The organism is Mesorhizobium sp. ISC11 (genome assembly GCF_037162595.1).
Taxonomy (GTDB): domain Bacteria; phylum Pseudomonadota; class Alphaproteobacteria; order Rhizobiales; family Rhizobiaceae; genus Mesorhizobium; species Mesorhizobium ciceri.
The window spans coordinates 4371939-4397058 of sequence record NZ_JAVSPW010000001.1 but is presented as its reverse complement, the minus strand read 5'-3'; the positions used below and the strand labels follow the sequence as shown (position 1 = coordinate 4397058).

At 63.7% G+C, this 25120-nt stretch carries 27 protein-coding genes; 10 read left to right on the top strand and 17 right to left on the bottom strand.

The window, feature by feature from the left end; translation table 11 throughout:
• Positions 1-15: 15 nt before the first annotated feature.
• The 8 genes from RPF88_RS21340 (at position 16) to RPF88_RS21305 (ending at position 7283) form a co-directional block, all read left to right on the top strand.
• The gene (locus RPF88_RS21340; protein WP_337123155.1) at positions 16-774 is read left to right on the top strand and encodes an ABC transporter ATP-binding protein; all 759 of its coding nucleotides are present in this window, start codon (positions 16-18) and stop codon (positions 772-774) included.
• On the top strand, positions 761-1492 hold the full coding sequence (locus tag RPF88_RS21335) for an ABC transporter ATP-binding protein (protein WP_275953262.1): 732 nt from the start codon (positions 761-763) through the stop codon (positions 1490-1492). The genes RPF88_RS21340 and RPF88_RS21335 overlap by 14 nt, the downstream gene beginning before the upstream one ends.
• Positions 1489-2391 (top strand): branched-chain amino acid ABC transporter permease, encoded by a 903-nt coding sequence (locus RPF88_RS21330; protein WP_013528427.1) that lies wholly within the window; start codon positions 1489-1491, stop codon positions 2389-2391. Before RPF88_RS21335 ends, RPF88_RS21330 begins: the two co-directional genes overlap by 4 nt.
• Positions 2388-3437, top strand: coding sequence for a branched-chain amino acid ABC transporter permease (locus RPF88_RS21325; protein WP_337123154.1), 1050 nt, complete (start codon positions 2388-2390; stop codon positions 3435-3437). The genes RPF88_RS21330 and RPF88_RS21325 overlap by 4 nt, the downstream gene beginning before the upstream one ends.
• Positions 3434-4612, top strand: coding sequence for an ABC transporter substrate-binding protein (locus tag RPF88_RS21320; RefSeq protein ID WP_013528425.1), 1179 nt, complete (start codon positions 3434-3436; stop codon positions 4610-4612). The genes RPF88_RS21325 and RPF88_RS21320 overlap by 4 nt, the downstream gene beginning before the upstream one ends.
• 2 nt (positions 4613-4614) lie before the next feature.
• Complete coding sequence (locus RPF88_RS21315) at positions 4615-5373, top strand: cyclase family protein (RefSeq protein WP_337123153.1); 759 nt, start codon at positions 4615-4617, stop codon at positions 5371-5373.
• 70 nt (positions 5374-5443) lie between these two features.
• Complete coding sequence (locus RPF88_RS21310) at positions 5444-6700, top strand: cysteine desulfurase-like protein (RefSeq protein WP_337123152.1); 1257 nt, start codon at positions 5444-5446, stop codon at positions 6698-6700.
• 1 nt (position 6701) lies between these two features.
• Positions 6702-7283, top strand: a complete 582-nt coding sequence (locus RPF88_RS21305; RefSeq protein WP_013528422.1) for a cupin domain-containing protein — start codon at positions 6702-6704, stop codon at positions 7281-7283.
• A gap of 99 nt (positions 7284-7382) precedes the next feature.
• Here the strand turns inward: RPF88_RS21305 and RPF88_RS21300 are convergent, their stop codons facing one another.
• The 10 genes from RPF88_RS21300 to gcvA all read right to left on the bottom strand — a co-directional run bounded on the left by RPF88_RS21300 (position 7383) and on the right by gcvA (position 18956).
• Positions 7383-8786: an MATE family efflux transporter gene (locus RPF88_RS21300; RefSeq protein WP_013528421.1), complete on the bottom strand. Its 1404-nt coding sequence runs from the start codon at positions 8784-8786 to the stop codon at positions 7383-7385.
• 169 nt (positions 8787-8955) lie between these two features.
• A complete protein-coding gene (locus tag RPF88_RS21295; protein ID WP_337123151.1) occupies positions 8956-10542 on the bottom strand; it encodes an FGGY-family carbohydrate kinase in 1587 nt (528 codons plus the stop codon).
• Entirely contained in the window at positions 10539-11222 is a 684-nt protein-coding gene (locus tag RPF88_RS21290; protein ID WP_337123150.1) for an HAD-IA family hydrolase, read from the bottom strand. The genes RPF88_RS21295 and RPF88_RS21290 overlap by 4 nt, the downstream gene beginning before the upstream one ends.
• Positions 11223-11237: 15 nt before the next feature.
• Positions 11238-12716, bottom strand: coding sequence for a mannitol dehydrogenase family protein (locus RPF88_RS21285; protein ID WP_337123149.1), 1479 nt, complete (start codon positions 12714-12716; stop codon positions 11238-11240).
• 146 nt (positions 12717-12862) lie between these two features.
• Positions 12863-13633 (bottom strand): L-iditol 2-dehydrogenase, encoded by a 771-nt coding sequence (locus tag RPF88_RS21280; protein WP_013528417.1) that lies wholly within the window; start codon positions 13631-13633, stop codon positions 12863-12865.
• Between the two features lie 2 nt (positions 13634-13635).
• Positions 13636-14634, bottom strand: coding sequence for an ABC transporter ATP-binding protein (locus RPF88_RS21275; protein ID WP_337123148.1), 999 nt, complete (start codon positions 14632-14634; stop codon positions 13636-13638).
• Between the two features lie 49 nt (positions 14635-14683).
• Positions 14684-15508, bottom strand: coding sequence for a carbohydrate ABC transporter permease (locus RPF88_RS21270; protein WP_013528415.1), 825 nt, complete (start codon positions 15506-15508; stop codon positions 14684-14686).
• A gap of 11 nt (positions 15509-15519) precedes the next feature.
• Entirely contained in the window at positions 15520-16392 is an 873-nt protein-coding gene (locus RPF88_RS21265) for a carbohydrate ABC transporter permease (RefSeq protein ID WP_013528414.1), read from the bottom strand.
• A gap of 123 nt (positions 16393-16515) precedes the next feature.
• Positions 16516-17826, bottom strand: a complete 1311-nt coding sequence (locus RPF88_RS21260; protein ID WP_013528413.1) for an ABC transporter substrate-binding protein — start codon at positions 17824-17826, stop codon at positions 16516-16518.
• Positions 17827-18050: 224 nt separating this feature from the next.
• Complete coding sequence (gene gcvA / locus RPF88_RS21255) at positions 18051-18956, bottom strand: transcriptional regulator GcvA (RefSeq protein WP_013528412.1); 906 nt, start codon at positions 18954-18956, stop codon at positions 18051-18053.
• 110 nt (positions 18957-19066) lie between these two features.
• Here gcvA and RPF88_RS21250 point away from each other — a divergent pair, with 110 nt between their 5' ends.
• On the top strand, positions 19067-19252 hold the full coding sequence (locus RPF88_RS21250) for a hypothetical protein (RefSeq protein ID WP_013528411.1): 186 nt from the start codon (positions 19067-19069) through the stop codon (positions 19250-19252).
• Between the two features lie 37 nt (positions 19253-19289).
• Here the strand turns inward: RPF88_RS21250 and RPF88_RS21245 are convergent, their stop codons facing one another.
• Positions 19290-20249 (bottom strand): sugar-binding transcriptional regulator, encoded by a 960-nt coding sequence (locus RPF88_RS21245; RefSeq protein WP_013528410.1) that lies wholly within the window; start codon positions 20247-20249, stop codon positions 19290-19292.
• Positions 20250-20508: 259 nt separating this feature from the next.
• On the opposite strand from RPF88_RS21245, the gene RPF88_RS21240 reads away from it, so the two are divergent.
• Positions 20509-21141: an HAD family hydrolase gene (locus RPF88_RS21240; protein WP_337123147.1), complete on the top strand. Its 633-nt coding sequence runs from the start codon at positions 20509-20511 to the stop codon at positions 21139-21141.
• Between the two features lie 84 nt (positions 21142-21225).
• Here the strand turns inward: RPF88_RS21240 and RPF88_RS21235 are convergent, their stop codons facing one another.
• From RPF88_RS21235 to RPF88_RS21210, 6 genes are all read right to left on the bottom strand, one after another.
• Complete coding sequence (locus tag RPF88_RS21235) at positions 21226-21993, bottom strand: class II aldolase and adducin N-terminal domain-containing protein (RefSeq protein ID WP_337123146.1); 768 nt, start codon at positions 21991-21993, stop codon at positions 21226-21228.
• A 77-nt stretch (positions 21994-22070) separates the two neighbouring features.
• Positions 22071-22715: an urease accessory protein UreG gene (gene ureG, locus RPF88_RS21230; RefSeq protein WP_013528407.1), complete on the bottom strand. Its 645-nt coding sequence runs from the start codon at positions 22713-22715 to the stop codon at positions 22071-22073.
• Positions 22712-23152, bottom strand: a complete 441-nt coding sequence (locus RPF88_RS21225; RefSeq protein WP_024502040.1) for a DUF3995 domain-containing protein — start codon at positions 23150-23152, stop codon at positions 22712-22714. The genes ureG and RPF88_RS21225 overlap by 4 nt, the downstream gene beginning before the upstream one ends.
• The gene (locus tag RPF88_RS21220; protein ID WP_337123901.1) at positions 23149-23820 is read right to left on the bottom strand and encodes an urease accessory protein UreF; all 672 of its coding nucleotides are present in this window, start codon (positions 23818-23820) and stop codon (positions 23149-23151) included. The genes RPF88_RS21225 and RPF88_RS21220 overlap by 4 nt, the downstream gene beginning before the upstream one ends.
• On the bottom strand, positions 23813-24400 hold the full coding sequence (gene ureE / locus RPF88_RS21215) for an urease accessory protein UreE (RefSeq protein ID WP_063169755.1): 588 nt from the start codon (positions 24398-24400) through the stop codon (positions 23813-23815). Before ureE ends, RPF88_RS21220 begins: the two co-directional genes overlap by 8 nt.
• A gap of 103 nt (positions 24401-24503) precedes the next feature.
• Positions 24504-25097 (bottom strand): hypothetical protein, encoded by a 594-nt coding sequence (locus tag RPF88_RS21210; RefSeq protein WP_024502037.1) that lies wholly within the window; start codon positions 25095-25097, stop codon positions 24504-24506.
• Between the last annotated feature and the right edge of the window lie 23 nt (positions 25098-25120).

Below are 25120 nucleotides of genomic sequence, written 5' to 3'. Positions count from 1 at the left end.
AGACAGTCGAGTCGAGTGCTGTTGAGGACGGTCGGGCTGACAAAAGCCTTTCGAGGGCTGGTTGCCCTGCGTGATCATTCCATCGAGCTCCACGAACGTGAAATCGTTGGGGTAATCGGGCCGAATGGCTCGGGCAAGAGCACGCTTTTCAACCTGATCACCGGCTTCTCCCAGCCGAATTCCGGTAGCATCGAGATGGAGGGCCGGTCGATCGTCGGCCTGCGCACATCGCAGATCGTCGCGATGGGCATCGCCCGCACCTTCCAGGGCTCTCGCCTGTTCGGCAGCCTCAGCGTCGCGCAGAACGTGCTGACGGCGGCGCAGTTGCGCCATCCTGTCGGCGCCGCCGATACCGTGCTGCGCGGTCGGCGTTATCGCGAGCGGGTGGCCGCGACCCGGCAGAAGGCCGACGAACTCCTCGACCTCATGGGCCTGACAGATCAGGCCGGCAGGGTCGCCGCGGATCTTCCCTACGGCGATCAGCGGCGGCTGGAGATTGCGCGTGCGTTGGCGACCGGCCCGCAACTGCTGTTGCTCGATGAGCCCGCTGCCGGTCTTGATTCCAACGAGACCAAGGTGTTGGCAGCGCTGATCCGGACGATCCGTGACCGCTATGGCGTAACGGTGGTCGTTGTCGAGCACGACATGGACCTGATCATGGCGCTGTGCGAACGCATCCAGGTGCTGGCGACTGGCGAGGTGATCTGCGTCGGAACACCGGAGCAGGTACGCGAACACCCGAAAGTGCGGGAGGCGTATCTTGGCCACGCCTAGCCCCGTTCTGCTCAGCGTCGAGAACCTCGAGGTCAATTTCGGCGCGGTGCGTGCGCTGAAGGGCATTTCGCTCGACGTCCATGCCGGCGAGGTGGTGGCGTTGGTGGGCGCCAACGGCGCCGGCAAGAGCACGACCTTGCGCACCATTTCCGGCCTGTCGCGGCCGCGCGGCGGCAGGATCATCTTCGATGGCAAGCCGATTGGAGGTATCGCTCCGTCGCGCATCGTAAGTCTGGGCATCGCGCAGAGCCCGGAGGGCAGGCGCCTGTTCGGCGGCCTGACGGTGGCTGACAATCTGCGGCTCGGCGCCTGCACCCGCACCGACAAGGAGGCCGTCGTCAGAGACAGCGAGCGCATGTTCATGCTGTTCCCGATTCTCAAGCAGCGGCTGAAGCAGCTGGCCGGCACGCTGTCGGGCGGCGAACAGCAGCAGCTTGCTTTGGCGCGCGCGCTGATGGCGGCGCCGCGCCTGCTGCTGCTCGACGAGCCTTCGCTCGGCGTTGCGCCGCTGCTGGTGCGCCACATCTTCAGCGCGCTTGCCGAACTGAAGCGCCAGGGCATGACGATGCTTCTGGTGGAACAGAACATCACGCTCGCGCTGGACCTCGCCGACCGCGCCTATGTGCTGCGCACGGGTCAGGTGGCGCTGTCGGGCCGGTCCGCGGAACTGCGCGACAGCGAACGCGTGGCGCAGGCATATCTCGGGGCGGCAACATGACCCAGCTGGACTATATCCTGCAGCAGATCGTCAATGCGGTGAGCCTCGGCAGCCTCTACGCACTGGTGGCGGTCGGTCTGTCGATCGTCTTCGGCGTCCTCAAGCTCACCAATTTCGCGCATGGCGACGTCATGATGGTAGGTGCCTTCGGGGTTGCCTTGCTGGTCGGCATCGGCGTTCCGTTCCCGGTCGCCGTGATCTGCGGCATCGCCGCGGCCGCCGTCGCCGGCTTCCTCATCGAACGCATCGCCTACCGCCCGATCCGCGACGCGCCCGACGTCGCGCGACTGCTGACCAGCCTCGCCGTCACCTACATCATCGAGAATGTCGGCATCCTGGTGTTCACCTCCTCGCCGCGCAATTTTCCACTCCCCGATATTCTCAACACCTCCTGGGAAATGTCGAACGGCGCCATCACCTTCACCAGCATCAATCTCCTGACCATCGCGCTGACCTTCGTGTCGCTGCTGCTCCTCGGCTGGTTTATCACGCGCACCACGACTGGGCTCGGCATGCGCGCCGCAGCCGAGGACATGTCGGCGGCACACCTTGTCGGTCTGAACGTCAACCGGCTGATCATCGTCGCCTTCATCGTCGCATCCGCCTATGCCGGCCTCGCCGGCATTTTGTGGGCGGCGCAGGCCGGCGTGGTGCAGCCGCAGATGGGCTTCACGCCGCTCCTGAAGGCTTTCGTGGCGGCAATCATCGGCGGCTTCGGGTCGATCGCGGGCGCCCTGGTCGGCGGCTACATATTGGGCGCGCTGGAGATATTCATCGTCGCATTCCTGCCGAGCAGCGTCTCGTCTTATCGCGACGCAATCGTCTTCGCCGTGCTGATCGCCTTTCTCTTGGTGCGCCCGGGCGGGCTGCTCCAGCCAAACCGGGAGATAAAGCTGTGAGCCGGGAAGCGCGGATCACACTCCTCGTCCTCGTCGCCCTGGTGGCGGGGGCAGCTGTCGCATTCGGTGCGCCGCACGTGCTGAGCGACTATTTCGTCCGGATTATCCTGCTGATCGCGCTGAATGCAATCCTGGTGCTGGCGCTGTCGCTGAGCAACGGTTTTACCGGCGTGTTTTCGCTCGGTCATGTCGGCTTCATCGGCGCCGGCGCGTATATTTCGGGGATCCTGTCGATCCCGGTGCAGCAGAAGATGGCATTGCTGCCGCATTTGCCGGCGTTTCTGCATGCTTTCAGTCTCCCCTTCCTGCCGGCGACGCTGGTGGCAGGCGTTCTGACGGCACTGCTTGCGGTGGTCGTCGGTTATCCCTTGATGCGCCTGTCGGGCTATTTCGTTTCGGTGGCGACGATGGGATTCTTGATTATCGTCAACGTGGTGCTGATCAATGCGTCGGATTTCACCCGAGGCGCCCGCACGTTTACCGGCGTGCCGCTGGAGACGACGTTGCCCTGGGTGATGGGTTGGCTCGCCATCACGGTGTTCGTTCTGGCACGCCTGGTTTATTCGCCTTTCGGGCGCGCCATGAAGGCGGTGCGCGACGACACGATCGCGGCCAGCGCTGTCGGAATCGGCGTGCTGCGGACCAGACTGATCGCCTTCGTCATCGGCGCGTTCTTCTCAGGCGTCGGCGGGTCGCTCTATGCGCATTATCTCGGCTCGTTTTCGCCGAACACGTTCTACTTCGCGCTGACGATGAGTCTGATCACAATGCTGGTGCTGGGCGGCATGGGCTCCCTGACCGGCGCGGTGGTCGGTGTCATCTGCGTTTCGCTGTTGTCGGAGATCCTGCGCTCGGTCGAACGCGGCTTCACGATCGGCGATTTCGCGGTGCCGGCCCTGTTTGGCGCCAGCCAGATCGTGCTCGGCTTCATCTTCATTCTAGTCATGATCTTCCGGCCGAAGGGGATCATGGGGGACCGGGAACTTACGTTCGGATCAACCCAAAGATCGGCAACGGTGAACCAGACAGAGGAACGAAAACGATGATCAAACTCACTCGACGCGGTACCATCGGCCTGGGACTTGGCGCATTCTTCGCGCTTGCCTCGGCCAGCACGGCACTTGCTGCCGACACCATCAAGATCGGCTATCCGGCAAACCTGACCGGCATCCAGGCCTCGCTCGACGGTCCGATGCTGAATGGCGCCAAGCTGGCAGCGAGCGAAATCAACGCCGCCGGCGGCGTGCTCGGCCAGCAGATAGAACTGGTGATCTACGACTCCAAGAGCGATTCGACGACGATCTCGACCGTCGCCAGCCAGTTGATCGACAGCGACAAGGTCGTCGGCATCATCGGCTTCGCCGATTCCGACTCGGTGCTGGCCATCGGACCGCAGGTCCAGACGGCGCAGATACCGTTCATAACGCCAGGCGCGACCTCGCCGAAATTGCCGAGCCAGCTCGGCAACGAGATCTTCCTCGCCGCCTTCGGCGACAACGTTCAGGCTGCGGTTGGCGCGGAATTTGCGCTGAACAAGCTGAACGGCAAAACCGCCTACCTGCTGACCGACATCGGCACTGAATACACAACGCTGCTGTCGGACTACTTCGTCACCGCCTACGAGCATGGCGGGGGCAAGATTTTGGAGCGCGACACCTACAAGATCGGCGACAAGACCTTTACCGCGCAGATCGCCAAACTGAAGGCGCTGTCGCCGCAGCCAGACTTCGTCTATGCCTCGTCGAATGCCGAGGAAATCGGCCTGATCTTGAAGCAGATGCGCCAGGCCGGCATCAACCTGCCGGTGGTCGGCGGCGACGGCTACGACACGCCCTTGCTGATCCAGGTCGGCGGCGACGCGGCCAAGGACACCTACTTCACCACCCACGCCTATATCGGTGAGGGCGCCACCCCGAAGGTGCAGGCCTTTATCGACGCCTACACCAAGTCGGTCGGCAATGCCCCGGAGAACGCGTTCGCTGCGCTCGGCTACGACTCGGTCAAGCTGATGGCCGACGCGATCAAGCGTGCCGGTGCGCCGGATCCGGCCAAGATCCGTGACGCGCTGGCCGCTACGTCCGGGCTCGACGGCGTGACCGGCACGATCACCTACCGCCCGGGCATTTCGGTGCCGGACAAGTCGGTCTCGGTCATTGGTGTCAAGGACGGCAAGCTTGTCCTGGCAAGTGAAGCGGCACCGACCTTCGTCGCGGAGCCGTGATCTTGTCCACTCCGGGCTCCCTTTGGGACATCTACAGGTCGCGGCTCTCCGCCGCGACCTTCACCGACCTGACGCATGCGTTTCATCCGGGTCAGCCGCATTTCCCGGCCTTCCCGGACGAGGAGCGCAGTGCGTTGCTCGATTTTTCGAAGGGCGATGCCTTCCAGGTCCACCACTACGCCTTCGTCGGACAGTGGGGCACCCATGTCGATCCGCCGGTGCACTTCATCGACGGCGGCCGCTCGATCGACCAACTGCCGGTGGCGGAGATGCTTCTGCCGCTGGTCATCCTCGACATCAGCGACAGGGTCGCCGCCGATCCCGACGCGACGCCGACGCTCGACGACATTTCGGCCTGGGAGGCGCGGAACGGCCGTATCCCGGAAAAGTGTTTTGTCGCACTTCGCACCGGCTGGTGGCCGCGCTGGCCGGACCCCGTGGCGTTTCGGAACAAGTCGGCCGACGGTATCTCGCATGCGCCGGGTTGGTCGAAGCCGGTGCTGGAGGAGCTTTTGGAACGCCGCGGTGTTGCTGCGATCGGGCACGAGGGCATGGACACTGATCCCGGCCGTGCCATTTCCGCAGGTGACGCAAGCCTGGAATACTATGTGCTGTCGCGCGACTGCTGGCAGATCGAGCTCTTGGCCAATCTCGACAAGGTGCCCGAAGCCGGCGCGTTGATAATGGCAAGCTGGCCAAAGCCAAAGGCCGGATCTGGCTTCCCGGCTCGCGCTGTCGCCATCCATGAAGCGGCCGGCTGAACGCGTGAAGCCGCTGCTGGCGGCGGTCGAGGGGCCGCCGCACAACGATCATCAGACACGGAATTCAGACATGGATATAGATACAGTCCGCGATGCTTTTCCGGCGATGGCGAGAGGTGCCGAGCCGAAGAAGCGGATTTTCTTCGACAATCCCGCGGGAACCCAGATGGCGAGCCGTTCGATCGAGCGTATGACGTGTGCCATGATCGAAACCAACGCCAATCTTGGTGGCTATTTCGAAACCTCACTCGCGGCCCAGGCGATGGTCGACGACGCGCATCAGGCGATGGCCGATTTCTTCAATGCCGCCGACCGGCGTGAGGTGGTGTTCGGCCAGAACATGACAACTCTGACTTTCGCCGTCTCGCGCGTCATCGGCCGCGATCTGAACGCCGGCGACGCCATCGTGCTGACGCGCATGGATCATGACGCCAACGTCGCACCCTGGCTGATGCTGGCGGAGGATCGGGGGCTTGAAGTACGCTGGATCGACCTCGATCCAAAAACCTTCGAACTCGACCTGTCGACGCTGGAGGCGACTATCGACGAGGACGTCAAGCTGGTCGCCGTCGGCTATGCCAGCAACGTTACCGGCACGATCAACGACGTGAAGCGGATCGCGCAGCGCGCCCGCGCGGTCGGGGCGCTGAGCTATATCGACGCGGTGCAGTTCGCGCCGCATGGGGTGATCGACGTCCAGGAGATCGGCTGTGATTTCCTGGTTTGCTCGGCCTACAAATTTTTTGGACCGCATCACGGGGTGTTGTGGGGCCGTTTCGATCTGCTGCAGGCGCTGACCGCCTATAAGGTGCGCGCGGCTTCCAATACGCCACCTGGAAAATTCGAGACGGGAACGACAAGCCGCGAGGCGCTTGCCGGGGTGCTTGGCGCCGTCGAGCACTATGCCTGGCTCGGACAGTCCTTCGGCAACGTCCACCCGCAGGCGACGCGGCGGGAGCGCATCGTCGCCGGCATTGAAGTCGCCGACCGTTATGAGCGTGTCCTGACAGCACGGCTGATTGCCGGATTGTCCAGAATTGATGGCGTCTTGATCCAGGGCATATCCGATGTGGCGGCGCTGGCGCGCCGTGTGCCTACCGTGTCGATCACCGTTGACGGAACCGATCCCGCGGACATCGCCAAGGCGATGGCAGAGGAAGGCATCTATCTCTGGCACGGTCACAATTACGGTTTGGAGCCAATCAAGCGGCTGGGGCTTGCGGACCGCAACGGTGTCGTCCGCATCGGGCTGGCCCATTACAACACCGAGGCGGAAGTCGATTTCCTGCTGGCGAAGCTGGCGGACTGGATGAAGACGCGGACCTGACATGCGCGACAGAAACGGAACCCCGAGGATCGGCGTCAAGCTGCGCCATGCCAGACAGGTGCTTGGCCTCAGCCTGGAAGAGCTCGGCGCCCGCATCGGGCTGACAGAGGGTTATCTCTCGAAAATCGAAAACGACCGCGCTACGCCGTCCATGGCGGCTCTGCACCGGCTGGTGCAGGCACTGGGCATCAACATGAACGCGATGTTCGGCACGCTGCAGCACAATGCCTCGGAAGTGTTCGTTTTGCGGCAAAACGAGCGTCCGCACATGGAGACGGGACATCGGCGTTCGGGCAACCATGTCGTGCTCGAGCAATTGGTGCCGTCCGGTCCGGAATATCTGCTGCAGATCAACGTTCATGTGATCGAGGCCGGCGGCGGCAGCCCCGAGTTGATCAGCCACAAGGGACAAGAGTTCGGCTACGTGCTCGAAGGTTCCGTCGAATTGCTGGTCGAGGCGAACGTGGTGGCGCTCGAGGCAGGCGACGCGTTCTATTTCAACTCCGAACTCGGCCACGGCTACCGCAATATCGGTTCGACCACGGTCCGCATCCTCTGGGTCAACACGCCGCCGACATTCTGACCGCCTCCAGCGCGGCGCCGGATTTCGAGGGAGTTCTGAAGACGTCGTTCAATGAGCCAACGTCCACAGGACAACAGCCGCCGAGCCCAACCGTCCTGTTCAATGCCCGAACGCGAGCGGCGGCGCCAGTCGGTCGCGCCGCAGCCAGCGCGCCAGCAGCAGCGCGGCCACCACGGCCAGCCCCGTCGACAGGCCGATCCAGATGCCGACGCCATGCAGGCCGAAATGGAAGGCGAGCAGCACGCCGAGCGGCAGGCCGACGCCCCAATAGCCGATCGCGGCATAGATCATCGGCACCTTTGTGTCGTGCAGGCCGCGCAGCATGCCGGCGGCCACCGCCTGGGCGCCGTCGAAGACCTGGAACAGCGCCGCGAAGACCAGGAACGACACGGCAAGTTCGATCACCCTGGCATTGGCCGGATTGCTCAGATCGATGAAGGCGCTGATCAGCGGATGCGGCCACAGGATCATCACCAGCCCCATCAGCGCCATGAACGAGACGCCGATGACGAAGGCGGTCCAGCCGGCGCGCGACACGCCTTGCGGATTGCCGGCGCCATGCGCAAGGCCGACGCGCACCGTCACCGCCTGGTTGAGGCCAAGCGGCACCATGAAGGAGATCGAGGCGATCTGGATGGCGATCGCGTGCGCGGCCAGCGAATCCGCGTCGATCAGGCCCATCAGCAGGGCGGCCGCATTGAAGATAGTCACCTCGAAGGCGAGAATGCCGGCAATCGGCAGGCCGAGCCGCAACAGGCCCTTGAAGCGTGGCCAGTCCGATCGCCAGAATCGTCCGAACAGACGATAACGGCGGAACTTCTTCTCCAGCATCACCACGGCAGCCAGGCCGATGAACATCAGCGTTGAGGACAGCGAGGTGGCAAGGCCCGACCCGGCAATGCCCATCGACGGTACGCCGAGATTGCCGAACATGAACACCCAGTTGAAGAAGGCGTTGCAGGCGACGGCAACAAAGACGATGACCAGCGCCCAGCCCGGCCGCTCCAGCGCCGAGATGAACGAGCGCAGCACGATATAGAAGTAGAAGGGCAGCACCGCCCATTCGAGCCAGCGCAGATAGATGCCGGCCTGATGCGCCAGCGCCGGTTCCTGGCCCATGGCCAGCAGAATGCCTTCGCCGTGCCAAAGCACGAGCCAGATCGGGATCGAGATCAGGATCGCCAGCCACAGGCCCTGGCGCACGGTGCGGCGCAGGTCGCGCACCGAATAGCGGCGGCGGCCAAGCTCGGTGGCGATCATCGGCGATGTCGCCAGCATCAGGCCGAGGCCGAAGATCAGCGGCATGAAATAGAGGTTGGCGCCAAGCGCGCCACTGGCCAGCGTATCCGGCCCCAGCCGGCCCATCATCATGACGTCGGTGGCCGTCATCGCGGTCTGGCCGAGATTGGTCAGCACCATCGGCCAGGCGAGCGCCAGCGTCGCCCTGATTTCCTGACGCCAAAGATTTTCCGGCGCGCGAGCGCCGGCTTCGATCGCAGACATTGTTCCGCTCTTTCCAGCTACGGCGCGTCGGCATTAAAGCCGGAAGCCGCATGTCAAACGGCAAAACCTTCGGCTTCGCGGCGTTTGCGTCAGCTTCTGTACGAAACGCGACATGAAGGCAAGAGACGAGGGAAGGGAACGGATTGAGCCAGGGACCGGCCCCGATGCTCTAGCGGATCGCGTCCAGCATCCGCCGCTGGCGGTGCATCTCGAGGAAAACCTTGTAGTCGCGGTCGAAACGCCCTGATGATTTCGGGTTCGACGCGCGCTTCCTGCCGCCTTGCTGCATGGCAAGACAGGCCGCGTTGAGGTCGGGAAACAGCCCGGCCGCGGTGGCGGCGATCATGCCGGTGCCGAGCAGCACCGCCTCGTCGGCCAGCGGCTCGATCACCGTGCAGCCGGTGGCGTCGGCATAGAGCTCCATCAACAGCGGGTTCTTGGTGTGGCCGCCGGTGACGTGCAGCGTATCGATCAGATAGCCGTTCTCGTTCAGCGCCTCCAGCACGTGGCGCACGCCGAGCGCGATGCCGACGGCGGTGCGCCAGTAGAGCTTGCACAGGCTGTCGAAGGAGGAGTCCAGCGTCAGCCCGCTGACGACGCCGACGGCATGCGGATCGGCGAGCGGTGAGCGGTTACCATGAAAATCGGGCAGCACATGCAGCCGCGCGGCAAGGTTGTCGCCCTCGGTGGCGCGCAGCTCGGCGACACGCCTGGCGATCTTCGCATGCATGGCGGCATCCGGCTCGCCGCCGGCGCCGTGCCAGCGGATGATGTGGTCGAGCAGGGCGCCGGTCGCCGACTGGCCGCCTTCCGACAGCCACAGCCCGGGCAGCGCCGCGCCGTAATAGGGACCCCAGACGCCGGCGAAGGGCTGCGGATCCGGTGACATCGCCATGACGCAGCTCGACGTGCCGGCGATCAGCGCCAAATGCCGGCCGATGTCCTGTTGGTCACCGGCAAAGCCGCCGAGCACGCCAAGCGCACCGGCATAGGCATCGATGACGCCGGCGCCGACCCGGCATTTCTCGCTCAGCCCAAGCTCGGCTGCTGCCTGGGCGGTCAGTTGGCCAATATAAGCGCCGACCGGACTGGCCTTTTCCGGCAAATTGCCGTGCTCGAAAAGATCGCCGAGGCCGACGAGCGCAAAGAAGTCGCGCCGCCAGCCGGCCTCTTCATGCGCCAGATAGGTCCATTTGGCGGTCAGCGTGCATTGCGAGCGGGCCAGCGAACCTGTCGCTTGCCAGGTCAGGAAATCGGTGAGATCGAATAAATAGCCGGCTTCATTCCAGGTCTCCGGCAAATTGCGCTTCAGCCACATCAGCTTCGGTGTCGCCATTTCCGGCGACATGACGCCACCGACGTAATTCAGCACGGCATGGCCGCTTGCCGTGCATTCGTCGGCCTCCGCGATGGCGCGGTGGTCGAGCCAGACGATGGTGTCCCAGCGCTTGTCGCCCGTGGTCGAGACGCTGAGCTGGCCGCCTTGCCGGTCGCGCACCACCAGCGAACAGGTGGCATCGAAGGAGATGCCGACGACCTCCTCGGCAGCTATGCCGGCCTTTTCGCGGGCAGCGCGCACGGCGGCGCAGACGGCCGACCAGATATCGCGCGAATCATGTTCGGCGTGATCGGGCTTCGGCTGGTTCATGGCGATCGGCCGCTCGGCGCGGCCGAGCAAGGTGCCGTTGGTGTCGAGAATGCCCGCGCGAGCGCTCCCGGTGCCGACATCGACCGCGCAAACGAACTGTTTCGTCAAGATGCTCTGTCTCTCGCTCCCAGGCCTGCAATCAGATCGGGCAATTGCAGCATGTCAGCGAATATAAAGTCCGGTTCACTCGACGCAAGCCGCGCTTTCAAGGTCGGGTTGCCGGCATGCGAGCCGCCGGTGAAGGCAAACACGCGCATCCCCGCCGCCCGCGCGGCAATGATGCCGGCCGGGCTGTCCTCGATGACGAGGCATTTGCGTGGATGGGCCCGCATGCTGGCGGCGGCATGCAGGAACAGGTCCGCCGCGGGCTTTCCCTTGGCCACCATGGTGGCACTGAACAGGTGCGGTTCCATCAGCCCAAGCAATCCGGTGACGTCGAGCGCGTAGCGGATGCGGTCGAGCGTGCCCGAGGACGCGACACAGAACGGCAGCCCAAGCTTCGGCAGCATCTTCTTGACGCCGGCGATCGGCTTCAGCTCCTCGCGGAATTTGCGCATCAATTCGACGCGCATCTCGGTCAGGTGCAGGTCGGTGATATCGAGCCCGAAGTCGCGGCCGAGGATTTCGCGCACGCTTTTCATGCTCTTGCCGAGGAAATGCTCGTAGGCGGCATCCTCACTGACGCTGCCGCCGGCAAGCCTGACCATGCCGAGCAGCGCCGAGACGGAGAGCGCCTCGCTGTCGACCAGCACGCCATCGCAGTCGAAAATGACCAGTTCAGGCGTCATGGCCGAGAATGGCTCTCAGAGCTTGCCGGCGAGGTAGCGCGTCAGCGTGGCGCGCGCGCCATTCGCCCACAGCACGTTGAGCGCATGGGCAAAGGCCTCGACAAACGCCGTTGCGCGGCCGACATCGCCATAGATGTCCTCCATGGCGAGCCAGGCGGCGGGAGCGTCCTTTGCTGCCTTTGCCGTCGCCTGTAGCCGGTCCCAACTCGGGTCGTTGGGCTCGATGACGGCGCCGCTGTCCGTCGTGCCGAAGCAGTAGCGGCACCACAATGCCGATTCCAGGGCCAGGCCGGCGACGCTTTTCCCAGCCTTCAGCCGGTCGGCGATGGTCGGGATGATGAACTTCGGCTGGCGGTTGGAGCCGTCGAGGCAGAGCCGGCGCACCGTGTCGCCGATCTTCGGGTTGGAGAAGCGGCTCTCGATGAGCTGGTAATAGTCTTCCAGAACCGTGTCCGGCACCGGCGGCACCGTCGGGATGATTTCGTCCCGTTCGAGCTTGGCCAGAAAACCGCTCACCAGCGGCTCCTGCATCGCCTCATGCACGAAATGGATGTCCATCAGGCCGGCCGGATAGGCGATCGCTGCATGGCCGCCATTGAGGATGCGGATTTTCATCAGTTCATAAGGCGCAACGTCTTTGACGAACTGCACGCCGACCTTTTCCAGCGGCGGCCGGCCATCGGTGAAATGGTCCTCCAGCACCCACTGCCGGAACGGCTCGCAGAACACCGGCCAGTTGTCCTCGAGGCCGAAATCCTTGGCCAGGATGCCGCGCTCGCGGTCGGTGGTGGCCGGCGTGATGCGATCGACCATGCCGTTCGGAAAGGCGACATGCTCGCTGACCCAGTTTGCCAGATCCTCGTCGATCAAACGGGCCAGGCCGATGACGCCATCCGAGGTGACATGGCCGTTGTGGGGAATGTTGTCGCACGACATGACGGTGAACGGCACGGTGCCTTCATCGCGGCGGCGCATCAGCCCGGCAAGAATGATGCCGAACACCGTCTTCGGCGTGGCGCCGGGCTGCGCATCGGCAACGATGTCGGGATGGGTCGGGTTGAACACGCCGGAAGCCGGATCGATAAAGTAGCCGCCTTCGGTGATGGTCAGCGAAACGATCTTGATCGCCGGGTCGGTAAGCCGTTCGATGATAGCGGCCGCATCGCCGGGCATCAGGAAGTCGATCATCGCGCCGGTCACACGGGCATTCATATGGCCAGAGTCCTGCTCGACCACCGTGGTCAGCCAGTCCTGCTCTTCCAGCTTGGCGCGGCCGATCTTTTCACCGTCGAACACGCCGGCACCGATCAGCGCCCAGTCATGGCCGATGCCCGCATTGAACAGATCGTCGAGATAGACGGCCTGATGCGAGCGGTGGAAATTGCCGACGCCGAAATGCACGATGCCGGCCTTCAGCGTCGCGCGGTCATACTTCGGACCTGCGACGTTGGCGGGCAGCTTGGAGAGGTTAGAGGACGAGAGTTTCACGGTCATCTGTTTTACCCTTTGGCCGGGTTTCGGCCTTCGTTATGCTCCTCTCCCCGTCGGGGAGAGGATAAGGGGTGGCACTTGCTACGCGCCCGCTGAAGTCGGCCTCTGCTCCCCGCGGAGGGACGAGGAGCAGAGGCCGTCCCCCGCCCTCAACTCATCCACTGGCCGCCATCGACATTGTAGGTCTGGGCGACGATGTATTCGGCGTCGCTGCTGGCGAGAAACACAGCCATGCCGGTGAGGTCCTGTGCCGTGCCCATGCGGCCATACGGCACTGCCTCGCCGACCAGTTTCTTCTTCTCGCCCCTCGGGCGGTTCTCATATTTGGCGAACAGCGAATCGACGTGATCCCAGTGCTCGCCGTCGACGACGCCAGGGGCAATCGCGTTGACGTTGATGCGGTGCTTGATCAGGTCGAGCCCCGCCGACTGGGTCAGCGAGATGACGGCGGCCTTGGTGGCGCAATAGACGCCGACCAGCGCCTCGCCGCGCCGTCCGGCCTGGCTCGCCATGTTGATGATCCTGCCGCCCTTGCCTCGCGCGATCATCGAGCGGGCGGCTGCCTGCAGCATGAACAGCGTGCCGGCGACATTGACGGAAAACAACTTGTCGTAGCTTGCCCTGGTGATTTCGACGATCGGCGCCAGGTCGAACAGGGCGGCGTTGTTGATCAGGATATCGAGGCCACCGGTCTTCGTCTCGACGGCTTTCACCGCCGCCTCGATCGAGGCGAGGTCGGTGACGTCGAGCTTGACCGCATAGGCCTTGCCGCCAATCTCTGCGGCCGTCTTCTGCGCCGCCTCGAGATTGATGTCGGCGATGGCGACGGTTGCGCCTTCACCGGCATAGGCTTCGGCGAAGGCTCTGCCGATGCCGCGGGCCGAACCCGTGATCAGCGCGGATTTGCCGGCCAGTCGCATGTTCAGATTGCCTTTCCGTCGGCGCCAAAGCGATGCAGCTTGGCCTTGTCTGGTGTCAGGTAAATGGTGTCGCCGTGATGGACGCCGAGTTCGCCGTCGGCGCGCACGGTCAGCGGACCGACGCCGTCGGCCTGGACGTGCAGGAAGGTGTCGGAGCCGAGATGCTCGGCGACGCCGACGACCGCCTTCCATTCGCCCGCCGTGGTCGAGATCTCCAGGTGTTCGGGACGGATGCCGATGGTCCTGGCGCCGTTTTTGGCAGCCGGCGCGCCCTCGATCAGGTTCATCTTCGGCGAGCCGATAAAGCTGGCGACGAACAGGTTCTTCGGCGTCTTGTAGAGCTCCATCGGCGAGCCGACCTGCTCGATGTTGCCGGCGTTCAGCACGACGATCTTGTCGGCCATGGTCATCGCTTCGACCTGATCGTGGGTAACGTAGATCATGGTGGTCTTGAGCTGATGGTGCAGCTCGCTGATCTCCAGCCGCATGGTGCCGCGCAGTGCCGCATCGAGGTTGGACAGCGGTTCGTCGAACAGGAAGGCGGTCGGCTGACGCACGATGGCGCGGCCGATCGCGACGCGCTGGCGCTGGCCGCCTGAAAGCTGGCCGGGCCGGCGTTCGAGATAGTTGGTCAGGTTGAGCACGCGCGCCGCGTCTCCCACCTTCTTGTCGATGGTCGCCTTGTCCTCACCGGCCATCTTCAGCGGGAAGCCGATGTTCTTGGCCACCGTCATGTGCGGATAGAGCGCGTAAGACTGGAACACCATGGCGAGCTTGCGCTTGGCCGGTGCCTCGCCGGTGACGTCGCGGCCGTCGATGTTGATGGAGCCGCCGCTGGTGTCCTCGAGCCCGGCGATCAGGCGCAGCAGCGTTGACTTGCCGCAACCCGACGGGCCGACAAAGACGACGAACTCGCCATTCTCGATCACCAGGTCGAGACCGGGGATGATGGACGTCGCTCCGAAGGATTTAGAGACGTTCTTGAGCGTGATGTTTCCCATGGTTTCCTCCCCGAGGGGTTATTTCTGCCGATTGCTTCGGGCAATTCCGTTATTTCACCGCACCAAATGTCAGGCCGCGCACCAGCTGCTTCTGGCTGAACCAGCCCATGATCAGGATCGGCGCGATGGCCAGCGTCGAGGCGGCCGAAAGCTTGGCCCAGAACAGGCCTTGCGGGCTTGAGAACGAGCTGATGAAGGCGGTCAGGGGTGCGGCTTCCGTCGTCGTCAGCCGGATCGTCCAGAACGCCTCGTTCCAGGCCAGGATGATGTTGAGCAGCATTGTCGAGGCGATGCCCGGCACCGCCATCGGCGTCAGCACATAGACGATCTCGTTCCACAGCGATGCGCCGTCCATGCGCGCCGCTTCCAGGATCTCGCCAGGGATTTCGCGGAAATAGGTGTAGAGCATCCACACCACGATCGGCAGGTTGATCAGCATCAGCATGATCATGAGGCCGATGCGGCTGTCGAGCAGGCCTGTGTCGCGGAAGATCAGGTAGATCGGGAACAGCACCGCGACCGCCGGCATCATCTTGGTGGACAGCATCCACATCAAGATGTCCTTGGTCCGCTTGGTCGGCGAGAAGGCCATCGACCATGCCGCCGGTATGGCGACCAGCAGGGCCAGGATGGTCGAGCCGACCGAGAGCAGCACCGAGTTGAAGAAGAACTTGAAGTAGCCGCTCTGTGCCTGGACCTCGGTATAGCTCTCGAACGTTCCCGACGGGATGATGCTGAAGCCCTGGATGGCTTCCTGCTCCGACTTGAACGAGGTGATGATCGTGTAGAGGATCGGGAAGAAGATCAGCAGGGCGACGATCCAGGCGGCAACCGTCGCGATCGTCTTGTGCCGGGTGGTGACTGAGCGTGCCATCGTAGCCTCCCTTACTTGTCCAGGTTCTTGCCGACGGCGCGCATGGCGAAGAAGGCAACGATATTGGCGAGAATGACGGCGATCACACCGCCGGCGGATGCCTGGCCGATTTTGAACTCCAGCAACGCCTTCTGGTAGACGAGGAAGGGCAGGTTGGTGGAGGCGTATCCCGGGCCGCCATTGGTGGTGACGAGGATCTCGGCATAGACCGAGAGAAGGAAGATCGTCTGGATCAGGATGACGACCGTGATGGCGCGCGACATGTGCGGCAGCGTCAGATAGATGAAGCGGCTGATGAACCCGGCGCCGTCCATCTCGGCGGCTTCCTTCTGCTCGCCGTCGAGCGACTGCAGCGCGGTCAGAAGAATGAGCGTCGCGAAGGGCAGCCACTGCCAGGCGACGATGATGATGATCGCCAGCATCGGATGTTGCCCGAACCAGTCGATCGGCTGGGCCCCGAAGAAGCGGGCTATGTCGGCGAACACCCCGTATTGCGGGTGCATGATCATGTTCTTCCAGACCAATGCGGCCACCGGCGGCATGACGAAGAACGGAGAGATGACGAGGATGCGCACGATGCCCTGGCCCCACATCGGCTGGTCGATCAGCAGCGCCAGAAGGATACCGCCGATCACCGTGATCAGGAGCACGCTGACCACCAAGGTGAGCGTGTTGAGGATCGACTGCAGGAAGGCCGGGTTGGAATAGAACAGCGCGTAATTCGAGAAGCCGACGAAGCCGTCGCGGATCGGATTGAGCGGGTTGTACTGCTGGAAGGAGAACCAGATGGTGATGACCAGCGGCACGATCATCCAGACGAACAGCAGCACCACGGATGGCGCCATCATGAAACGGGCAAGCGAACGGGTCTGCTGAGTAGCCATGACGGTCACCCTTCACTGGTCAGACGGAATTTTCAAAGGCGTTAAAGGCGGCCGCCCGAACTGGGAACTCGGGCGGCCGTTGCCGGTCAAGGAGGCGACCGGCAGTCGGCACCGGGAGGAGCCTTACTTGATGTATCCGCCCTCGGTCATTGCCGCGGTGGCAGCGTCCTGGGCCTGCTTCAGCGCGTCGTCGACGCTCGACTGGCCGGCAAGCGCCGCCGAGAAGAGCTGGCCGACGGTGGTGCCAAGGCCCTGGAACTCAGGGATGGCGACGAACTGGACGCCGACATAGGGCACCGGCTTGACCGTCGGATGTGTCGGATCGGCGGCATTGATGGAGTCCAGCGTCATCTTGGCGAACGGAGCGGCCTTCTGGTACTCGGCATTGGCGTAGAGCGAGGAGCGCGTGCCCGGAGGAACGTTGGCCCAGCCTTCCTTCGAAGCGACGAGCTCCGCATAGTGCTTGCTGGTCGCCCAGGAGACGAACTTCTCGGCGGCATCCGCCTTCTGCGTGCCGGCGGGGATGGCCAGCGACCAGGCCCACAGCCAGTTGCCGCGCTTGCCCAGGCCATTGTCGGGCGCCAGCGCATAGCCGACCTTATCGGCGACGGTGGAGTTCTTCGGGTCCGAAACGAAGGACGCGGCGACCGTGGCGTCGATCCACATGCCGCATTTGCCCTGCTGGAACAGCGCCAGGTTTTCGTTGAAGCCGTTGGAGGAAGCCCCCTCGGGGCCGTCGGCCTTCATCAGGTCGACATAGAACTGCAACGTGTTCTTCCATTCCGGCTGATCGAACTGCGGCTTCCAGTTCTCGTCGAACCAGCGGGCGCCGAAGGAGTTCGACATGGCGGTCAGGAAAGCCATGTTCTCGCCCCAGCCGGCCTTGCCGCGCAGGCACACGCCGTTCACGCCATTGGCGCGGTCGGTCATCTTGTCGGCGGCCTGCTTGATGAAGTCCCAGGTCGGCGCGTCGGGCATCTTCAGCCCGGCCTTGTCCATCAGGTCCTTGCGGTACATGACGAAGGAGCTTTCGCCGTAGAAGGGCGCGGCATAGAGCTTGCCGTCGACCGAAAGGCCGCCAGCAATGGCCGGGATGATGTCCTTGGCGTCGTAGTCGTCGCCGAGCTTGTCGAGCGGCAAAAGCCAGCTCTGCTTGGCCCAGATCGGAACCTCATAGGTGCCGATGGTCATCACGTCGTACTGGCCGCCCTTGGTGGCGATGTCGGTGGTGACGCGCTCGCGCAGTACATTCTCTTCGAGCGTAACCCAGTTGAGCTGGATGTCGGGGTTCGCCTTGGTGAAGTCCTCGGTCAGCTTTTGCATGCGGACCATATCGCCATTGTTGACGGTGGCGATGGTGATGGATTCGGCGTGTGCGGCGAACGCAAGCGTGCTGGCCGACAACAAGCCCAGGGTGAGCGTGCGAAGTTTCATCAAATTCCTCCCTTGAACCAAGATGAGCATTTGCCTTGGCTTTGGGCAATTACTCACTTGGCGTGAATTATGTCAAGTCGGATTCGATGCTGCAGCGCAGCACCCGGGCGACACCGCAGGCCGGGACGAGCGGAAATTGCCAGGACGAAGAGCGTCCTGGCCGGATACAGTGCGGCAACAGCGGATGGATCTGTGAGACCAGGTGCAGCCCGCAAGCCTGCCGGTCAGCAGGCGATCTCGGCCAGCAGCCAGTCGCGGAAGGCACGGATCTTCGGCACGTTGCGGCGCGCTTCGGGGTAGACCAGCCAAAAGGCATGGCCGTCGTCGCCAACCAGATCGAAAGGCTGGATCAGGCGCCCACCGGCAAGTTCCGCCTTGAACAGCGCCCTGGTCAGGATCGCGACGCCATGACCGGCGATCGCCGCATTGGCCTCATAGGCCTGCGCGCCCATGCTGCTGCCGGGCCGTTTGGCGAGATCGTGCGAGTGCACGCCGGCAGCCTCGAACCATTGTGTCCACCAGATGTCGCCGGGATCGAGGATCGGCAGCCGCAACAGGTCCGCCGGTTCCCTGACGCCGCCGATGCTTGCCGCGAGCTTCGGGCTCAGCATCGGCGTGAAATCGGCATCGAGCAGCTTGTAGGCTTCCAGCCCCGGCCATTTGCCGCCGCCCGACCGGATGGCGAGGTCGACATCCTCGCGGGCGAAATCCGTCAGCCGGCTCGATGTTTCGAGCCGCACGGCAAGGGAGGGATGAGCGATCTGGAATGAGCCCAGATGGTGCGCCAGCCAGTTCGAGGCAAAGGTCAGCACCGTCGTGACGCACAGCAATCCGTCGGCGCCGCCACGCGCCGCCGCATAGGCCTGGCCGAGAATGGCGAAGGCCTCGCTGACCGCTGGCGCAAGGCGCTGTCCAGCCTCGGTGAGTGCGATCTGGCGCGGCCGGCGCAGGAACAGCGGCGCGCCGACCCGTTCCTCCAGCACCTTGATCTGATAGCTGACCGCCGCTTGCGTCATGGCAAGTTCCTCGGCCGCCTTGGTGAAGGAAAGATGCCGCGCCACCGCTTCGAACACCCGGATCGCCTGCAGCGGCGGAAGCTGTGAAACCTGCCGAGAGCTGAGGTCCGGCATAAAGCCTCCTTATGGGTCCTTATCGACGTTCGATTGGCAAAGGCCGCCGTCAAGACCGACATTTCCAGTCAACCCGTCATTCGGGTTCAGGATAGCGAAGGTTGACGATCATGACCATGGCGCAGCAAAAATGCACTTCCGCACCCGATCATCGCTGGTTTTCGTGGCTGACGGATGGATTCGGCTGGTTCGCAGCCAAAAAACGGGCACATCTCGACATCAGGGACCTGTCGCCGCATCTGCAGCGCGATCTCGGTTTTCTCGATGGCAACGACCCTTTCGGGCGGCACAGCTAGCGCGGTTGGTTTTATCGCAGATCAGTTGTGCTTCCGGTCAGATGCTGGCGAGCAGCGCGGCGGCGGTCCGTTCATCGGTGATGAGGCCGTTGATCAGCCGCCGGTTCGCGGCCGCCAGAATGCCCGGCAGCTTTCGTTCTCCCATCGCCAGTGCGATGACCAGCGATTTCTCGCGTGACGGCAGCGACGCCGACGACACCCGGTCGTTGGTGATGCCCTCGATCATGCGGCCCTCCCTATCGAACACCCAGCCGACGATCTCGGCGATGCCGCCGGCTTTCTGCAGCGCCTTCAATTCGCTCTCCGAAATGAAGCCGTCCTCGTAGAGCGGCGCCTTGGGGCCGAGGTCGCCGATGCCGATGAAGGTGACGTCGGCCTCGGCGGCAAGCGCAAGCGTCGGCTGGATCATCGGCTGGTTGAGCAGCATCTCACGCTCCTCCGGCGACGAGGCGATGACCGGCAGCGGCATCGGGAAGGAGCGTGCCTTGACCCTGTCGGCCATGGTGAAGATGACATTGTAGAAGGCGGCCGAACCGTCCGGCGAGATGTTGCCGGTCAACGACACCACCTTGTGTTGCGGGCATTCCATCGGCGGCAGCTGCTCGATCGCCGCCTTCAGCGTGCGCCCGGTGCCGATCGCCATGACGATCGGCGTCGGTGAACGCAACCGTCGCTCGATCTCGGCGGCAGCCGCCTCGGCGATGCCGATCGTGGTCGAGGACGAGTTGGGGTCGCTCGGCACCACTTCGACCAGATCGAGCGCAAAGCGCGATCTCAGCCGTGCCGCCAGATCGAGGCAGTTGGCGATCGGATGGTCGACGCGAACCTTGATCAAGCCCTCCGACACCGCCAGCGATACCAGCCGCTGCGCCGTTTGCCGCGAGATGCCAAGCGTCGAAGCGATCTGGTCCTGTGTGTTGCCGGCAACATAATAAAGCCAGCCGGCACGTGCCGCATCGTCCAGCCTGTTGCTGCCACCATCCTGCCGGCTATTCAAAGTCCTGCCTCCCGAGACCGCCGGTCATGAGAGCGGCCCATGCCCACTTTCGCAGGGAACGGCCTGCTGCGCAATTGTCAAATCTCGGGGGCAATTGCTTGCTGTCCCTCGGCGTAGGCACGGCCCAGTTTCTCGTCTCCCCACGATGTCCGTCTCGCCAAGAGACTTGGCTGCGGTCCCGGCAGGCGGCACGTTCTTGCGCTCCGAAGGTTTATCTCCCGGCTCAAACCCTTTAAGGGATGGCAAAAAGGAGCCTCGCATGACGCCGAAAGCGGTTTTCTGGGACATGGACGGCACGCTGGTCGACAGCGAACCGCTGCACGAAGCTGCCCTGGTGGCGGCGATGCGCAATGTCGGCCTTGTCCCGCCGGACGATCTGCATGAGCGCGTGCTCGGCGTCGCCGCCTTGCCGGTCTACGAGATGATGCGCGACGAGTTCGGCCTGGACCTGCCTTTCGACGACTGGATCCTGCGCAAATACGAACACTACCTGCCGCTGGTGGAGAGCTTGAAGCCGCGCCCCGGCGCGATCGAGATCTTCAACGAGCTGCGTGCAAGAGGCATCCAGCAGGCCGTGGTCTCGAATTCGGACCGGATGATCGTCGACGCCAATTTGAGCATGGTCGGCCTGATCTACCCCGGCATGAAGACGATCAGCCGCAACGACGTGCGCGAAGGCAAGCCGCATGCCGAGCCATTCCTGCGCGCCGCGTATCTGGCCGATGTCGGCCCCGCGCAGGCGGTGGCGATCGACGACAGCTGGCCGGGCGCCATGGCAGGGCTGGCGGCGGGAATGAAGACGATTTTCTGGCCGGAAAAGCCGATGGAAGGCCCGCCCGGCGCCGTCGTCATCAACAGCGCCGAGGAATTGCGGAAAGAGCTGGGGCTCTGAGGAAAACCGCCCAGGTCGGCGCCGTCCCTCATCCGCCTGCCGGCACCTTCTCCCCGTATAGTGACGGCACGGGGAGAAGGACGCTCAATTCCGGTAGACCGGTTCCTGCTCGTCGAGGATCGCCTTCAACTCGCTGAGATGGCGTTCGGCCTGGCCGGGATAATCGTCCATCTCGCTCGCCGCCTTTTCGGCGATCGCGTCGGACAGCGTGCGCAGCGGGCGGCCGGTCCACAGCGCCTTGATGTAGGTCTCGGCGGCGCGTTCGAAATAGAACATGCGGTTGAAGGCATCGGCGACCGTGTCGCCGATGACCAGCACGCCGTGATTGCTCATCACCATCACCTTGACCTTGGGATCGACGAGAAGCTGCGAGCAGCGCTCGCCCTCCTCCTCGAAGGCCAGCCCGCCATAGTGCGCGTCGACGACATGGCGGTTGAAGAACATCGCCGAATTCTGGTCGATCGGCGGCAATGTCGAGTCAGCGAGCGATGCCAGCACCGTAGCGTGGATCGAGTGCACATGCATGACGCAGCGCGCGTGACGCACATTGCGATGAATGGCGCCATGCAGCCCCCACGCCGTCGGGTCGGGCGCGTTGGGGCCGGAGAGCGTTTCCGGATCGTTGGCATCGATCATCAGAAGGTCGCTCGCCTTGATGCGCGAGAAATGCACCTGGTTGGGGTTCATGAGGAATTGTGTGCCCTCATCGTTGACGGCCAGCGAGAAATGATTGGCCACCGCCTCGTGCATGTTGAGCCGCGCCGTCCAGCGGAAGGCGCAGGCGAGATCGACGCGCTCCTCATAGTAGGGCAGGTTGGTCAGCGTTTCCTTTTGCAGACGGGCAAGGCTCATCGAAAAATCCTCCGGTTTCGGCAAGAATGCCGTGGCCAGCCCATTCCCGCAACCGGTTTTGGTTGGTGCAGGGATGCTCACGCCGCCGTGCTGGCAGCGGCAGCGCCGGCTCGCAGGCCGCCATGCTCGATGATGAAATCGATCACCTCCTGCAGTCCCTTGCCGCGCGACAGGTCGGTGAAGCCGAACGGCCGCTTGCCGCGCATGCGGCCGGCGTCGCTCTCCATGACATCGAGATTGACGTTCACGTAGGGTGCCAGATCGCTCTTGTTGATGACCAGGAAATCGGAGCGGGTGATCGCCGGCCCGCCCTTGCGCGGAATCTCCTCGCCCTGGCAGACCGAGATGACATAGAGCGTCAGGTCGGCGAGATCCGGCGAGAAGGTGGCGGCAAGGTTGTCGCCGCCGGATTCGATGAAGACGATGTCGAGGTCCGGGAACTTCCTGTTCATCTGCGCGATCGCCTGCAGATTGATCGAGGCATCCTCGCGGATCGCGGTATGCGGGCAGCCGCCGGTCTCGACACCCATGATGCGGTCCTCGGGCAGCGCCTGCAGCCGCGCCAGCATCATGGCGTCTTCCTTGGTGTAGATGTCGTTGGTGACGACGGCGATGGAAAACTCGTCGCGCAGCGCCTTGCACAGTTTTTCGGTCAGCGTCGTCTTGCCCGAACCGACCGGGCCGCCAATGCCGACGCGCAGCGGACCATTTGTCTGTGTCATGCGGGAAACTCCGTGATGGCGAGGATGGCAAAGCCGAGCCCGATCAACAGGCACAGCGGCGAATAATAGCGGACATCGAGCCGCGCGAAAGGCTGTTCAGGCGTCAGCCGCCGCCACCATGGCGTGAAGCCGGCTATGCCGCGCCCCAGGAACACCAGACCGATGAGCAGCGACGTGGCGGCGAGACCCTCCTTGGGGAAGGGTGAAGCGAAGACTCCCATGAGCGCCAGCGGCCATAGTGTCGCCAGGCACAAGCACGCGGCAACGGCGAAACTGGCAAACGGCGTCGGCATCTCATCGACGCCGCGAAAGCCGACCACGGCGCGAGCGCAGGAGGCTGCGTCCTGGCCCGGCCAGATGCCGCCAAGGCCCCAATAGACATGCAGAACGGTGATCAGCAGCAGGACAAAGGATAGCGAGAAGGCGAGAAAAATCATGAGCGGAACAGTCGCGAATATTGGGTTTCATGCTTCATCGCCATGACATCGGAGACGAAGGCGCAGCCACCGAGATCGTCGAGTGTCGAGCGCGCGGCGCGGCTTGCGGTCGCCAGGGCCAGCGGCTCGAAGCCGGCCAACAACGCGGTCGCGCCGCTCTGGCCGACGATGCCAAGCCGGATCGCCGCCTGCACAAGGTTGGAGAAGAAGGTTTGCAGGAAGGCTGACAGCGCATCCTGAAGCGCGATGCCGTTGCCACCCGCAATGGCGCCGACGGCGACGCAATAGGCGCATTCGGCCGGCAGGCGCTCCAGCACCGGATTAGGCCAGGCGGCCGCCGCTTTGAGGAAGGCTCCACCCTGCAGCATGGTCTCGGTATGGCGTTCGCGCGAGCCGGCCAGGGCTTCGGCGAGTGCCGCCACTTCATCGAGATCACCGGTGCCGCGTGCCCGGCGCCAGCTCTCGGCGAACAGCACGGCGTCGTTCCAGCCCGAGCCCATCTCGACCAGCGTCTCCAGCCAGCCGGCGAGGCTCCCGGCATCGGCAACCAACCCGTCCTGCACCGCCCGCTCGAGACCATGGCTGTAGGAAAAGCCGCCGACCGGAAAGGCAGGCGACAGCCACGCCATCAGCCGCAGCAGGGCGATGTTCGAAGGCTGGTCAGTCATGATCGTGGTGATGGCCGGCATGACTGTGCGAATGGGAATGCGCTTCGCCATGAGAATGGCTGTGCGCTTCGGCGTGCGCATGCGCATGGCCGTGATCGTGGCTTTGCCCAGCATGGCCGGAATAGGCGCCGCGCACCGGCTTGAACGGTTCGGAAACGTCGGTCACGGTGGCGCCCAGCCCCTCCAGCATCGCCTTGATGACATGGTCGCGCAGGATGAGGATGCGTCCGGCCTCGATGCCTGCCGCGAGATGGCGGTTGCCGATATGCCAGGCGAGTTCGGCCAGATGCACGCCATCGCGGGCGCGGATGTCGTAGACCTCTTCCGGTGCCGCGATGATCTCGATATGGCCGCCATTCTCCAGCACCAGCCGGTCGCCATCGTTCAAGGCGACGGGTTCGGGCAGGTCGACCAGCACCTTGCTGCCGTCGGCAAGTTCGATGGCCCGGCGGCGCAGATGCCGCTCGTCATGGGCGAGAATGGCCCGGCCGGACGGTAGGGTGGTTCCGGCAGCGCCGGCGGACAGCACCGAGACGACGCGCGGGAATTTGGTGAAGTCGGTGTTGAGGTTGAGTTTCATTTCATGGATTTCCCATTTGCTTGTGCCCGCACACGCGCGATCCAATGGCCTTGTACATGTCGAACCCTGCCTTTCCCCAACAAAGCTAGACCATCGCGTTCGTTCAGACGATGGTGTCGAAGAGCCGCAGGATGAACGATATCTGGTAGATAAGCGCCGCCGTGACAAAGGCGATGTGGAAGCGGCGGTCACGCACCAGGATCGCGATGATACAGAGCACGACGAAGACCGGCGTGCGAAACAGATACTCGCTGCCGAAGCGGGCGAAATGCTCCGGCCCCTTCAGCAGCGTGTCGACCACGTCGAGCAGATAGGTCGCCGCCAGCAGGCCGAAGAACCACGCCCGGCGCGAATAGAAGAAATCCTCATAGCTGGTGTAGTCCAGCATCGAATCGGGAAACAAAAGCGCGCACAGCAGGAACAGCGTGATCGCGTAGAAGATGATGAACAAATATTTGCCGAAGGTCCAGGTTTCGACGGCGTAGAGACCGAACTCCCACCACCAGAAATGCACCAGCATCAGGAGCACCGAGACGACCCAGGCCAGATGCACGGTATAGAGCTTGTACTGGCCGGGATGCTGGACGATGCGCGCCACCCCCGACAGCAGGCGGGCGACACCAAGCCCGATCACCATGCCCATGACGATGCGAATGTGCGGGAAGATGTCGTGGGCGGAAGCGATTTCGGTGGTCATGCTCGATCACAATGCAGCTGTTG

Excerpts from the sequence above, each read along its gene's own strand:
- RPF88_RS21330 (WP_013528427.1), top strand. The coding sequence starts at position 1,489 with ATGACCCAGCTGGACTATATCCTGCAGCAGATCGTCAATGCGGTGAGC.
- RPF88_RS21320 (WP_013528425.1), top strand. The coding sequence starts at position 3,434 with ATGATCAAACTCACTCGACGCGGTACCATCGGCCTGGGACTTGGCGCA.
- RPF88_RS21310 (WP_337123152.1), top strand. The coding sequence starts at position 5,444 with ATGGATATAGATACAGTCCGCGATGCTTTTCCGGCGATGGCGAGAGGT.
- RPF88_RS21305 (WP_013528422.1), top strand. The coding sequence starts at position 6,702 with ATGCGCGACAGAAACGGAACCCCGAGGATCGGCGTCAAGCTGCGCCAT.
- RPF88_RS21300 (WP_013528421.1), bottom strand. The coding sequence starts at position 8,786 with ATGTCTGCGATCGAAGCCGGCGCTCGCGCGCCGGAAAATCTTTGGCGT.
- RPF88_RS21290 (WP_337123150.1), bottom strand. The coding sequence starts at position 11,222 with ATGACGCCTGAACTGGTCATTTTCGACTGCGATGGCGTGCTGGTCGAC.
- RPF88_RS21285 (WP_337123149.1), bottom strand. The coding sequence starts at position 12,716 with ATGACCGTGAAACTCTCGTCCTCTAACCTCTCCAAGCTGCCCGCCAAC.
- RPF88_RS21280 (WP_013528417.1), bottom strand. The coding sequence starts at position 13,633 with ATGCGACTGGCCGGCAAATCCGCGCTGATCACGGGTTCGGCCCGCGGC.
- RPF88_RS21275 (WP_337123148.1), bottom strand. The coding sequence starts at position 14,634 with ATGGGAAACATCACGCTCAAGAACGTCTCTAAATCCTTCGGAGCGACG.
- RPF88_RS21270 (WP_013528415.1), bottom strand. The coding sequence starts at position 15,508 with ATGGCACGCTCAGTCACCACCCGGCACAAGACGATCGCGACGGTTGCC.
- RPF88_RS21265 (WP_013528414.1), bottom strand. The coding sequence starts at position 16,392 with ATGGCTACTCAGCAGACCCGTTCGCTTGCCCGTTTCATGATGGCGCCA.
- RPF88_RS21260 (WP_013528413.1), bottom strand. The coding sequence starts at position 17,826 with ATGAAACTTCGCACGCTCACCCTGGGCTTGTTGTCGGCCAGCACGCTT.
- gcvA (WP_013528412.1), bottom strand. The coding sequence starts at position 18,956 with ATGCCGGACCTCAGCTCTCGGCAGGTTTCACAGCTTCCGCCGCTGCAG.
- RPF88_RS21250 (WP_013528411.1), top strand. The coding sequence starts at position 19,067 with ATGACCATGGCGCAGCAAAAATGCACTTCCGCACCCGATCATCGCTGG.
- RPF88_RS21240 (WP_337123147.1), top strand. The coding sequence starts at position 20,509 with ATGACGCCGAAAGCGGTTTTCTGGGACATGGACGGCACGCTGGTCGAC.
- RPF88_RS21235 (WP_337123146.1), bottom strand. The coding sequence starts at position 21,993 with ATGAGCCTTGCCCGTCTGCAAAAGGAAACGCTGACCAACCTGCCCTAC.
- ureG (WP_013528407.1), bottom strand. The coding sequence starts at position 22,715 with ATGACACAGACAAATGGTCCGCTGCGCGTCGGCATTGGCGGCCCGGTC.
- RPF88_RS21225 (WP_024502040.1), bottom strand. The coding sequence starts at position 23,152 with ATGATTTTTCTCGCCTTCTCGCTATCCTTTGTCCTGCTGCTGATCACC.
- RPF88_RS21220 (WP_337123901.1), bottom strand. The coding sequence starts at position 23,820 with ATGACTGACCAGCCTTCGAACATCGCCCTGCTGCGGCTGATGGCGTGG.
- ureE (WP_063169755.1), bottom strand. The coding sequence starts at position 24,400 with ATGAAACTCAACCTCAACACCGACTTCACCAAATTCCCGCGCGTCGTC.
- RPF88_RS21210 (WP_024502037.1), bottom strand. The coding sequence starts at position 25,097 with ATGACCACCGAAATCGCTTCCGCCCACGACATCTTCCCGCACATTCGC.